Source organism: Microbacterium aquilitoris (assembly GCF_031932285.1).
In the GTDB taxonomy this organism is placed as follows: Bacteria; Actinomycetota; Actinomycetes; order Actinomycetales; family Microbacteriaceae; genus Microbacterium; species Microbacterium aquilitoris.
In genome coordinates, this window is record NZ_JAUZVT010000002.1 from 284,432 (window position 1) to 294,114 (window position 9,683).

Consider the following 9,683-nt stretch of genomic DNA (forward strand, 5'->3'; position numbering starts at 1 on the left):
TCCCGAGGTTTCGGGAGGTATCCGGGCGTTTGGAGGAACCTGTGGACGATCGGTACGGCGGCGACGTGCTCGCTGCGGGATGGCGCGACAAGGGACGGCCGACGGTGACGACGGTGCCCGCCGAGAGGGGCCTCGTCGTCGAGGTCGCCCTCGACGACTTCGTCGGCGCGGTGACGGGCGTGACCGCGGGACACGTCGAGCTCGAGGACCGGCACGGCCGCGTGCGGCTGTTCCCGATCGGCGGCGGCTTCCTCGTCGACGGCAAGCCGGTCCAGCTCGTCCCCCCGCGCGCCGCCGCTCCCGCCGGCCGCACGCGCACAGCATCCGGCTCGTTCGCCGACCCGCAGGCCCGCGCCCGCGTCGCACGGGCGTCGCGGATCCTCGTCGAGGGGCGTCACGACGCGGAACTCGTCGAGAAGGTCTGGGGCGCCGACCTCCGCATCGAGGGCGTCGTCGTCGAGTACCTGCAGGGCGTCGACCTGCTCGAGGACCTGCTCCGCGCCGAGCCGCCGAGTGCCGAGCGTCGCTACGGGGTCCTCGTCGACCATCTCGTCCCCGGCTCGAAGGAGACGCGGATCGCCGAGCAGATCCTCCGTGGGCCGCACGGCCCGCACCTGAAGATCGTCGGCCATCCCTACATCGACGTGTGGCAGTGCGTCACGCCGCGCGCCCTCGGCATCGCCGCCTGGCCCGAGGTCCCGCGGGGGATCGAGTGGAAGAAGGGCGTCAGCCGCGCCCTCGGCTGGCCGGCCGAGGACCAGACCGACATCGCCGAGAACTGGCAGCGCATCCTCGCCTCGGTCACGACTTTCCGCGACCTCGACCCCGCCCTTCTCGGCCGCGTCGAGGAACTCATCGATTTCGTGACCTCATGAGCGGGCGACGTCGAGGCAGGCCCGCGGGGACCCCGGACACCGCGGGATACCCTGGTCGCATGCCCGATCCCGACGCGCCCGAGTCCGCGCCGCGCTTCCGCGACAAGCCGGTCTCGTTCGTGCGTCGGAGCGGCCGGATGAGCGATGCGCAGGAGCGCGCCTGGGACGACCTCTCGAGCACATATCTGCTCGAGGTGGAACGGGATGCCGCGGCCACCAGCATTCGTCCCGGTTCGACGATCGACCCGGTCGCCGAGTTCGGTCGGGACGCGCCGCTCGTCGTCGAGATCGGCTCGGGTCAGGGGCACGCGATCGTGCACGCCGCCGGGCAGTCGCCGGAGCGCGACTTCATCGCGGTCGAGGTGTTCCGGGCGGGACTGGCCCGCACGATGCTCGATGCGGATCGTGAGGGGGTCCGGAACCTCCGACTCGTCGAGGCGAACGCGCCCGAGGTCCTCGAGCACCTGCTGCCCGAGGCATCCGTCGACGAGGTCTGGATCTTCTTCCCCGACCCGTGGCACAAGAACAAGCACAACAAGCGCCGCCTCATCGCGGACGGCTTCCCCGCGCTCGCGGCCCGCGCCCTGCGCGACGGCGGGATCTTGCGGCTGGCGACCGACTGGGAGGACTACGCGCTGCAGATGCGCGACGTGCTCGCGGATGCCGCCGACTTCGAGGCGTCGTTCGAGGGGGAGTGGGCCGACCGTTTCGATGGCCGCATCATGACCGCGTTCGAGCGGAAGGGCATCGCGAAGGGCCGGGACATCCGCGACCTGACCTACCGCCGCCGCTCGCGGTCGGCGTGATGGTGCGCGCGGCGACGGGGGCGCGACCGCTCGTCGACGTGCGCGTCGCGCCGGCGCTCCTCGTGTGCCTCGCGGCGCCCGCCTTCTTCGTGCTGCTGACGCCCTGGCTCGGCTGGCTGCTCCTGGCTGCGGGCCTCGCCGTCGCGGTGATCATCGAACGACGGGATGCCGCGGCATCCGGCCCGTCGATCACCCGCGACCTCTCGCTCATCGCCCTCGGCCTGCTGATCGTCAGTGTCATCCCGCTGAAGGCGGAGCTCGACAACGCGGCCATGATCCGGTTCACGCTCGCCCTCGGCGGGGCGGTGCTGGTGCCGTATCTCGTGTCGCGATTCGTCTACCGCGACCACGCCATCCGGTTCCCGTGGCGGGGCGGCGGTCGCTGGACGGGGTGGCAGTGGGCGTGGCTCGTCGCCGTGCTCGTGCTCGGGTGGCTGCTGCTGCCGTTCTACTTCATCACTTCGGGCGTCTACGAGAACTGGCCCGTCGTCGACACCCCCGACCTCATCGTCCGCCTGTTCGTCGGCGTTGGGGCCGTCGGCATCTGGGACGAGCTGTTCTTCATCTGCACCTGCTTCGCACTGCTGCGCCGTCATTTCGCGGATGCGACCGCGAACGTCCTCCAGGCGATCGTCTTCGTCTCGTTCCTGTGGGAGCTCGGCTACCGCGCGTGGGGGCCGGCGCTGACGATCCCGTTCGCCCTCCTGCAGGCGATCATCTTCCTGCGGACGAAGTCCCTCGCGTACGTCGTGACCGTCCACCTGCTGTTCGACGCCGTCGTCTTCGGTGTGCTGGTGCACGCGCACAACCCGGGGCTGCTCGACGCGATCTTCCTGGTTCCCGCGCCCTGATCGCGTCGCCGCTCAGACCCTGATCGCGGGCGCGACGGTGCGCGACGAGGTCGCGAGCGCGACGCCCCCCACGGCGATCACGACCGCGGCGGTTCCACTCGCCACCATGAGCACGGAACCCCCGGGAGCGTGATCGCCACCGCTGATCCCGAACGCGTCGGCCAAGGCCATCCCCGGACCGAAGGACGCCACGAAGTATGCAGGCGCGCCGGCGGCGATGAGGGCGAGGTAGCCCGCGGCGACACCGGCGGTCGACGTGCGGCGCGCGACGACGGAGAGGACCAGGACGGCGACGGCGAGGGCCACCCCGATGGCGGCGAAGACCCAGGGTGCGGGCGTGAAGACCGACTCACCTCGCGTCGCGGCCTGCGAGCCGATTTCGGCGAGGGATGACCCGGGGACGGCGGCCAGCGGGTTCCAGACGCAGATCTGCAGCACGAGGACAACGGCGTACGCCGCGACGGCGGCCGTGCCGACGGCAGCGACGAGGGTACGGTGCGGTGACAGCGACATACGGCAAACCTGGCACATCCCCCGCGACGCCGCATCCGTCCTCCCAGACGACACGGCTGTCAAGCCCCGCGGGCGCGGCCCGCGCCGGTGCGAGCCTGACGCGGAGACGAAGGAGGGCCCCATGGCCACCGAGAAGGATCCGCACGCGACGCTCATCGACCTGCTGCCGAAATTCCGCTTCGCGATGGTCACGACGATGAACGAGGAGGGGGCGCACGTCGCTCGCCCGTTGACGGTGCAGGACCGGGAGTTCGACGGAGACCTGTGGTTCATCGTCGGTCGCGACTCGTCGGTCGTGGCGCACGTCGCGGCGCGCCCCTCGGTCGGCGTCGCGCTGAGCGCGAACGACGCCTGGGTGTCGCTTGCCGGCGACGCCGAGGTCGTGGACGACCTCGAGCGTCTGCGCGAGTACTGGTCGCCCGCCGTCGAGGCGTGGTTCCCCGACGGTCCGGAGGACCCGAACGTGACGCTCCTGAAGATCGACGCCGCGTCGGGGGAGTACTGGAGCAGCCCGGGCGGCGCGGTCGCCTCGATCATCAGCCTCGTCAAGTCGAAGGTGACGGGGGAGCCCTACGAGGGTCGCAACGACACCGTCGATCTCTGATCGGATGCGGCTGTCAAGGCCCTCTGCCCGCGGCGGCGGCCTGCGTACCGTCGTCCTCACGTGACCGACAGCGACCGGAAGGACCGCGATGAGCGACACGAACGGCTCGGACGAGCACAACACCCACGGTGTCCCCGACGACCAGTCCGAGGCGGACACCGCATCGGGCGGCTCGCCCGATGAGAACCCGCCGGTGACGACGGACGAGGACGGGACTCCCATCGAGAACCCCTCGGGCGGCTGAGCCTCCCGACGTCAGGACCGCCGTCGTGCGGGGACCTCGGTCCTCAGCGCGACGGCGGTTCCTCGTTCCGGCGGGCGCGGGTCGGTGGCCAACCGGGCATGGGTTTCGACGTCGTATCGCTCGTCGCCGTAGCGGAGCTTCTCGCGCTCGACACCCTCAGCGAGGTATCCCGCGGCATGCGCGACGCGGCAGGATGCCGGGTTGTTCACCCGGTGACCGAGTTCCAGCCGGTGGAGCCCGGCGTCGAACGCCCATTCGCTGACGCGGACGAGAGCGCGGGCCGCGACCCCCTGCCCGCGGGCGGCGGGGGCGAGCCAGTACGACATCCACGCCGTCTGGTGGCGGAACTCGATGCCGGTGGCCGCGACGTTCCCGACCGCATGGCCGTCGACCTCGATCGCCCAGTTCTTCGCGGCGTCATCGAAGCGCAGGATGCGCTCGATGAAGCTCCGCGCCGCAGAGGCATCGGTCAGGTCGGTGCCGCCGAACTGCGACGCGAGATCGTGGCCGGCGCGAGCGGCGCGGCTGAGGTCGTCGGCATCGTCGGGGGTCCAGGGGCGCAGGAGGATGGGCATCTCCGGCATCCTGCCAGCTGATCAGAAGTGCGAGAGCAGTGACGGGCCGAAGGCGACCGCGAGCGCGATGGGAACGATGAGGAGGCTCGTCGCCGCGATCCCGATCGCGAGGATGGTGCCGAGCACCGACAGCACGGCGGCGCGGGTCGTGGTTGCTCCGTGCGAGCGGGAGTGCGGGGTGGTCGAGAGTGTCGCGGTAGCCATGTCTCGACGCTACGAACCGGCGCGTTCGTCGGCATCAGCCCTGGGGTTCGAGGGCGTCATCCTTCGGGATGATGTTGCGTCGGCATGGCAGGATCGGGCCATGCCGACACCACTCGACATCGATGGGCTCGCCAACGTGAGAGAGCTGGGCGGCCTCGAACGGGGAGACGGCTCGCGCACCCCGACCGGAGCCTTCATCCGTGCGGAGACGCTCGACCGTGTGAGCGACGCGGGGTGGGATCGCCTGCGGGCCCACGGGGTGCGGGCGGTCATCGATCTGCGCCGGCCCGAAGAGACGAGCGGCGAGGTTCCCGCCGACATCTTCCGTCAGCAGATCGATCTCGACGGTGACGAGCGGGACTTCTGGGCGTCCCGCGAGAGCGACGGTCAGTGGGGGACCCCGCTCTACTACGCGGACCACCTCGCCGAGCTGCCGCATCGGCTCGCCGGTGTCCTCGACGCGATCGCGCAGGCGCCTGACGGAGCGGTGCTGTTCCACTGCGGCGCCGGGTGGGATCGCACCGGCCTGGTCGCGGCGGTCCTCCTCAAGGCTGTCGGTGCGACCGAGGATGCCGCGGCAGGCGACTACCTCGCGTCGTTCGACAACGCCCCGGCGATGGTCGACCTCCACGCCCGCTCCTTCGACGTCGAGGAGCGTCTCGCCGTGCTGGCCCGCTTCGGCCACAGCCCGGAATCGGCGTTCCGCGCCATGTGGCGCGGACTCGACCTCGACGAGTGGCTTCGCGCTCATCTCGACGCGCACACCGTCGAGATGGTGACGACGTGGCGGGGCACCGTCGGGCCCGCCCCCGGCCTGTCCAGCGTCGATCGGTAGACTCGAAGCGGGCCCCGATCCGGCCCCCGGACGACGGTTCAGTACCCGGTGAGCGACAAGACTGGCCAGGGGGTCAGTCATCGTGTCATGGATCGTCCTCATCATCGCCGGCGTGCTCGAAGCCGTGTGGGCGACGGCACTCGGTCGTTCCGAGGGGTTCACCAAGCTGTGGCCCACCGTCGTCTTCGCCGTGGCCCTCGTCGCCAGCATGGGCGGCCTCGCCTTCGCGCTCCGCGACATCCCGACCGGCACCGGCTATGCCGTCTGGGTCGGCATCGGCGCGACCCTCACCGTGGTCTGGGCGATGGTGACCGGGGCGGAATCGGTCTCCCTCGTGAAGGTGTTGCTGGTCCTCGGCCTCGTCGCCTGCATCGTCGGACTGAAGCTCGTCTCGGACTGACGCCCCGAGCTGTCAACCCCGAGCGGTCGCGCGGCGCGGGACGTTAGCGTCGGCTCCACGCAGACGACACCGACCACGGAGGACGACATGTCAGGCGACGAGCGCAGCACCGACGACAACGGCTACGAGGGGCCCGATGTGGAGCTCCCCACCCACGACGGTGCGGTGCCCGGCGGCATCCCGCCGTTCGGTCATCCTGTCGATTCCGACGCCGACGAGACCGACTGACCCGTACGCGGGAACGACGAAGGGGACCCGGCTGATGCCGAGTCCCCTTCGCTTCATTGTGCCCCCGGAGGGATTCGAACCCCCGACTTCTGGTACCGGAAACCAACGCTCTATCCCCTGAGCTACGGAGGCGTACCGATCGAGACTATCACCGGTGCGGCGGCCCTCGCGCCCACCGTCGACCCGTCGCATAGCCTGGCTGCATGACGTCTTCCGCGCCCGTCCCCGCCGCGCGGGCGCAGCTGATCGACCTCGTCGCATCGGTCGCGAGCGGCGCCCCGCAGCCCGGGTTCGAGGTCCTCCGTGGGATGCCGGCGGTGCCGGGAGCGCGGCCCGCCGCCGTCCTGATCCTCTTCGGCGTCCTGGACGACATCCCCGCCGATCGGGAACACCCCGACGGCGCGATCTCCCGTGATCTGGACGTCCTCCTCCTCTCGCGCGCCGAGACTTTGCGCGCGCATCCCGGTCAGGTCGCATTCCCGGGCGGACGCGTCGATCCCGGCGATGTCGACGTCATCGCGGCATCCCTCCGCGAAGCGCGGGAGGAGACCGGCCTGGACGTCGACGGCGTGGAGATCGTCGGTGCGCTCGACCCGATCCCGCTCGAGTTCTCCCGTCACCTCGTCACTCCGGTGCTCGCCTGGTGGCGCCGCCCGTCCGCCGTCGGCGTCGTCGACGAAGCCGAGTCGGCGGACGTGTTCCGCGCACCCGTCGCCGACCTGCTCGACCCCGCGAACCGCGGCGTGACCGTCATCAGGACCGATCGCGGCGAGTTCCGCGGCCCCGCGTTCCTCATCCCCACGGCGCGCGGCGAGAGGCTCGTGTGGGGGTTCACCGCCATGATCCTCGACGGCCTGTTCTCGCGCCTCGGGTGGACGGAGCCCTGGGACCGCGACCGGGTGATCCTCCTGCCGGATCAGAACGCGTAGTAGTTCGCGTAGTCCGTCAGCAGCAGATCGGTCGCGTCCTCGGGGACGAGGTAGGCGACCAGGCCGGTCACCTTCTCGCCTTCGTCGATCATCCCGGCATCCCGGAGGAGCGTCGTGTCGTCGTCACCCACCACGAAGGCGTTCGGGTACACCGCCCCGTCGGGTGTGGCCAGGGCCAGGTCATAGGTCGGGAAGGTGGCGGAGACACCGTAGGGGTCGAGTCCGGTCACCGTCATCTCGACGAGGACGTACCGCTGCCCGTCGATCGCGGCGCCGTTGTACGAGTTCCATGACAGCACCTCGTTCGTCGCGTCGTCGTTGACGATCCGGATGTCGGCCGAGTATTCCTCGCCGATCGAGGACGCCGACACGTAGGGGAGCGGCAGGGGGTCGCCGACCGAACCGGGACCGCTCTCGGGAGCATAGGGCTGGATGCCGGGGGCCGAGGGAGACGCCTCGGGGAGGGGGTCCGCGGTGCCGTAGTCGTCCTCGGAGGAGGAGGTCGCCGGGAACCAGATGAGCGCCGCGATCGAGAAGGTCACGAGCGCCGACCAGACGAGGGCGAGCCCCGACAGGACGGTCCCCGTCACCGACAGCCCCTTCGGCTGACGCCGCACGAGGGCCATGATCCCGAAGACCGATCCCGTGATCGCGACCAGGAGCCCGAAGAAGGGGATCCAGGCGAAGATCATCGCCGCGATGCCGATCGAGAGCGCGGCGATGGCCAGCCCCTGCTGCTTCGGCGGCGCATACGGCGCCGTCGAGTAGCCCGGATACCCCGAATACACCGGAGGCGTGACGGGCGCCGAGTTCGCATACGGCGGGACCGCGGGCGGAGGCACAGGCGCGCCGGGAGCGGGGGAGGCGGGCAGGTAGGCGGGCGCCGCGTGCCAGGCCGATCCATCCCAGTAGCGCAGTTCGTTGCCGGCATGCGGTGCCGGGTACCAGCCGGCTGGCGTCGTCTCGCTCACGTCTGGATCCCCCTCGTCGATGCGAACGGAACGCGGACGGTGCCGCCTTCCACGTCGAGGGTACAAGCGCAAGGGGACGAGCATCTGCGGCCGTCCACCGTAGCGTCGGGGATTGACGAAAGGAGCCTCCCTATGGCAACCATCACGATCATCGGCGGACACGGAAAAGTCGGCCTGCTGCTCGCCCCCCTCCTCGTCGACGCGGGGCACCAGGTGACCTCCGTCATCCGCAACCCCGACCACCGCGACGACGTCGAGCGGACGGGCGCGACCGCCCTCGTCGCCGATGTCGCGGCATCCGACACGGACGCCATCACGGAACTCCTCGCCGACAGCGACGCGGTCGTGTGGTCCGCGGGCGCGGGTGGCGGCTCGCCGGAGCGGACCTATGCGGTCGACCGGGATGCCGCGATCCGTTCCATCGACGCGGCGGTCGCCGCCGAGGCGCGCCGGTACGTCATGGTGTCGTACTTCGGCTCCGGACCCGACCACGGCGTCGACCCCTCCGACGACTTCTTCGCGTATGCGGAATCGAAGGCCGCGGCCGATGAGCACCTTCGCGGTGCGGACCTCGACTGGACGATCCTCGCCCCGTCCGCTCTGACGCTCGACGACCCCACCGGTCGCATCGACCCGGGTGCCGACAAGGGCACGTCGGTGTCGCGGGCGGACGTCGCCGCTGTGATCGCCGCCGCCCTAGCGGATCCGACCACGATCGGCCGGACGATCTCGTTCAACAGCGGCGACCAGCCGATCGCCGAGGCGATCCGGGCCTGAGCCACCCGCGGTCAGGGGCCGACGGGTTCCGGTGCGTCGTCGCGGGTCGCACCGGCATCCGTCGTCGCACTGCGATCGGTGAGGGCCGCGAACAGCTTCTCGGCGAGGTACTCGTGGCCCCGGTCGGAGGGGTGTTTGCGGCCCGCGCCGGTGTCGATCATCTCGAGGTAGTTCGCCGGGGTCAGCCACTGCTCCTGCAGGGGCGAGATGTACCACCAGTGGCGGGCGTCCGCGGCGGCCTCGAGGTCGGCGTCGATGCGGGCGGTCCCCTCGTCGACGGGGAACTCGTGGGGCGTCGGGCCGAAGATCACGATCTGCGCGCGGGGGTAGAGCCGCTCGAACGTGTTCCACGTGGCATCCACGGCCTCGCGGTACCCGCGCTCGCCCTGATGACGGTCGTTGATGGACCCCTGGATGACGATGAGGTCGTAGTCCGCGGCGGAATCTAACGCCTCGGCGCGGCGGCGGAAGTCCGGCCCGTCGTAGCCGGGCCTCATGTATCCCGATCCGCGGACGCCGTCGACCGTGACGTTCCAGCCGCTCAGCCAGCCCAGGCGGTACGCGTAGCCCTCCGTCGGAAGGGTCGCCGCCGATCCGTACGTCCAGGAGTCCCCGAACACGAGCACGTCGGCGTTGGCCGGGATGGACAGGGGCTCGACCTCGGAGACGGCGCCGACAGAGGTCGCTGCCTCCACGCTCGGCGTCGTCCGCCAGGGTTGCCATGCGGCGAGAGCGACGATCGCCGCCACTCCGCCGGCGACGATGCTCAGCCCCCAGTTGCGCGCGCGACGATCAGACCCCATGCGACGAGGGTAAGCGATCATCGGCGGTGTCTGTGCCACTGTTCACCTGGCCGACACATGTCGTCCGC

15 protein-coding genes, 1 tRNA gene and 1 riboswitch are annotated in these 9,683 nt (G+C 70.7%); of the genes, 10 read left to right on the top strand and 6 right to left on the bottom strand.

Annotation, left to right across the window (positions count from 1 at the left end):
- The first annotated feature begins 41 nt into the window (after nt 1–41).
- From Q9S78_RS08115 to Q9S78_RS08125, 3 genes are read left to right on the top strand one after another with little or no spacing between them, the layout of a single operon-like run.
- Nucleotides 42–875: a DUF3097 family protein gene (locus tag Q9S78_RS08115; RefSeq protein ID WP_018188661.1), complete on the top strand. Its 834-nt coding sequence runs from the start codon at nt 42–44 to the stop codon at nt 873–875.
- Between the two features lie 59 nt (nt 876–934).
- Nucleotides 935–1,681 (top strand): tRNA (guanosine(46)-N7)-methyltransferase TrmB, encoded by a 747-nt coding sequence (trmB, locus tag Q9S78_RS08120; protein ID WP_020096803.1) that lies wholly within the window; start codon nt 935–937, stop codon nt 1,679–1,681.
- The gene (locus Q9S78_RS08125; protein ID WP_311857515.1) at nt 1,681–2,532 is read left to right on the top strand and encodes a CPBP family intramembrane glutamic endopeptidase; all 852 of its coding nucleotides are present in this window, start codon (nt 1,681–1,683) and stop codon (nt 2,530–2,532) included. The genes trmB and Q9S78_RS08125 overlap by 1 nt, the downstream gene beginning before the upstream one ends.
- A 12-nt stretch (nt 2,533–2,544) precedes the next feature.
- Here the strand turns inward: Q9S78_RS08125 and Q9S78_RS08130 are convergent, their stop codons facing one another.
- Complete coding sequence (locus Q9S78_RS08130) at nt 2,545–3,045, bottom strand: hypothetical protein (protein WP_311869964.1); 501 nt, start codon at nt 3,043–3,045, stop codon at nt 2,545–2,547.
- Nucleotides 3,046–3,166: 121 nt separating this feature from the next.
- Here Q9S78_RS08130 and Q9S78_RS08135 point away from each other — a divergent pair, with 121 nt between their 5' ends.
- Complete coding sequence (locus Q9S78_RS08135) at nt 3,167–3,649, top strand: pyridoxamine 5'-phosphate oxidase family protein (RefSeq protein WP_311869965.1); 483 nt, start codon at nt 3,167–3,169, stop codon at nt 3,647–3,649.
- 88 nt (nt 3,650–3,737) lie between these two features.
- Nucleotides 3,738–3,893, top strand: a complete 156-nt coding sequence (locus Q9S78_RS08140; RefSeq protein ID WP_018188656.1) for a hypothetical protein — start codon at nt 3,738–3,740, stop codon at nt 3,891–3,893.
- Nucleotides 3,894–3,904: 11 nt separating this feature from the next.
- On the opposite strand, the gene Q9S78_RS08145 is transcribed toward Q9S78_RS08140, so the two are convergent.
- Together Q9S78_RS08145 and Q9S78_RS08150 are read right to left on the bottom strand one after the other, a co-directional pair.
- The gene (locus tag Q9S78_RS08145) at nt 3,905–4,468 is read right to left on the bottom strand and encodes a GNAT family N-acetyltransferase (RefSeq protein ID WP_018188655.1); all 564 of its coding nucleotides are present in this window, start codon (nt 4,466–4,468) and stop codon (nt 3,905–3,907) included.
- A gap of 21 nt (nt 4,469–4,489) precedes the next feature.
- Nucleotides 4,490–4,672 (bottom strand): hypothetical protein, encoded by a 183-nt coding sequence (locus Q9S78_RS08150; RefSeq protein ID WP_116228660.1) that lies wholly within the window; start codon nt 4,670–4,672, stop codon nt 4,490–4,492.
- A 100-nt stretch (nt 4,673–4,772) separates the two neighbouring features.
- Here Q9S78_RS08150 and Q9S78_RS08155 point away from each other — a divergent pair, with 100 nt between their 5' ends.
- From Q9S78_RS08155 to Q9S78_RS08165, 3 genes are all read left to right on the top strand, one after another.
- Nucleotides 4,773–5,507, top strand: a complete 735-nt coding sequence (locus Q9S78_RS08155; RefSeq protein WP_311869966.1) for a tyrosine-protein phosphatase — start codon at nt 4,773–4,775, stop codon at nt 5,505–5,507.
- Nucleotides 5,508–5,511: 4 nt separating this feature from the next.
- A riboswitch (guanidine-III (ykkC-III) riboswitch) is annotated at nt 5,512–5,577 on the top strand.
- A 12-nt stretch (nt 5,578–5,589) separates the two neighbouring features.
- Nucleotides 5,590–5,907: a DMT family transporter gene (locus Q9S78_RS08160; RefSeq protein WP_026303029.1), complete on the top strand. Its 318-nt coding sequence runs from the start codon at nt 5,590–5,592 to the stop codon at nt 5,905–5,907.
- 87 nt (nt 5,908–5,994) lie between these two features.
- Nucleotides 5,995–6,135: a hypothetical protein gene (locus Q9S78_RS08165; protein ID WP_181900435.1), complete on the top strand. Its 141-nt coding sequence runs from the start codon at nt 5,995–5,997 to the stop codon at nt 6,133–6,135.
- Nucleotides 6,136–6,194: 59 nt separating this feature from the next.
- Here the strand turns inward: Q9S78_RS08165 and Q9S78_RS08170 are convergent.
- Nucleotides 6,195–6,267 (bottom strand) — tRNA-Arg (locus Q9S78_RS08170).
- Between the two features lie 71 nt (nt 6,268–6,338).
- Between Q9S78_RS08170 and Q9S78_RS08175 the strand changes: the two genes are divergently transcribed.
- Nucleotides 6,339–7,064, top strand: a complete 726-nt coding sequence (locus Q9S78_RS08175; RefSeq protein WP_311869967.1) for an NUDIX hydrolase — start codon at nt 6,339–6,341, stop codon at nt 7,062–7,064.
- Here Q9S78_RS08175 and Q9S78_RS08180 read toward each other — a convergent pair.
- Nucleotides 7,052–8,035: a DUF2510 domain-containing protein gene (locus Q9S78_RS08180; RefSeq protein ID WP_311869968.1), complete on the bottom strand. Its 984-nt coding sequence runs from the start codon at nt 8,033–8,035 to the stop codon at nt 7,052–7,054. The genes Q9S78_RS08175 and Q9S78_RS08180 overlap by 13 nt on opposite strands.
- Before the next feature lie 132 nt (nt 8,036–8,167).
- Here Q9S78_RS08180 and Q9S78_RS08185 point away from each other — a divergent pair, with 132 nt between their 5' ends.
- Nucleotides 8,168–8,812, top strand: coding sequence for an NAD(P)-dependent oxidoreductase (locus Q9S78_RS08185; RefSeq protein ID WP_311869969.1), 645 nt, complete (start codon nt 8,168–8,170; stop codon nt 8,810–8,812).
- An 11-nt stretch (nt 8,813–8,823) separates the two neighbouring features.
- Here the strand turns inward: Q9S78_RS08185 and Q9S78_RS08190 are convergent, their stop codons facing one another.
- Nucleotides 8,824–9,615: an SGNH/GDSL hydrolase family protein gene (locus Q9S78_RS08190; protein ID WP_311869970.1), complete on the bottom strand. Its 792-nt coding sequence runs from the start codon at nt 9,613–9,615 to the stop codon at nt 8,824–8,826.
- Between the last annotated feature and the right edge of the window lie 68 nt (nt 9,616–9,683).

Coding starts and splice junctions, on each gene's coding strand:
- Q9S78_RS08125 (WP_311857515.1), top strand. CDS start 1,681: ATGGTGCGCGCGGCGACGGGGGCGCGACCGCTCGTCGACGTGCGCGTC.
- Q9S78_RS08155 (WP_311869966.1), top strand. CDS start 4,773: ATGCCGACACCACTCGACATCGATGGGCTCGCCAACGTGAGAGAGCTG.
- Q9S78_RS08165 (WP_181900435.1), top strand. CDS start 5,995: ATGTCAGGCGACGAGCGCAGCACCGACGACAACGGCTACGAGGGGCCC.
- Q9S78_RS08175 (WP_311869967.1), top strand. CDS start 6,339: ATGACGTCTTCCGCGCCCGTCCCCGCCGCGCGGGCGCAGCTGATCGAC.
- Q9S78_RS08150 (WP_116228660.1), bottom strand. CDS start 4,672: ATGGCTACCGCGACACTCTCGACCACCCCGCACTCCCGCTCGCACGGA.
- Q9S78_RS08185 (WP_311869969.1), top strand. CDS start 8,168: ATGGCAACCATCACGATCATCGGCGGACACGGAAAAGTCGGCCTGCTG.
- Q9S78_RS08140 (WP_018188656.1), top strand. CDS start 3,738: ATGAGCGACACGAACGGCTCGGACGAGCACAACACCCACGGTGTCCCC.
- trmB (WP_020096803.1), top strand. CDS start 935: ATGCCCGATCCCGACGCGCCCGAGTCCGCGCCGCGCTTCCGCGACAAG.
- Q9S78_RS08145 (WP_018188655.1), bottom strand. CDS start 4,468: ATGCCCATCCTCCTGCGCCCCTGGACCCCCGACGATGCCGACGACCTC.
- Q9S78_RS08190 (WP_311869970.1), bottom strand. CDS start 9,615: ATGGGGTCTGATCGTCGCGCGCGCAACTGGGGGCTGAGCATCGTCGCC.
- Q9S78_RS08135 (WP_311869965.1), top strand. CDS start 3,167: ATGGCCACCGAGAAGGATCCGCACGCGACGCTCATCGACCTGCTGCCG.
- Q9S78_RS08130 (WP_311869964.1), bottom strand. CDS start 3,045: ATGTCGCTGTCACCGCACCGTACCCTCGTCGCTGCCGTCGGCACGGCC.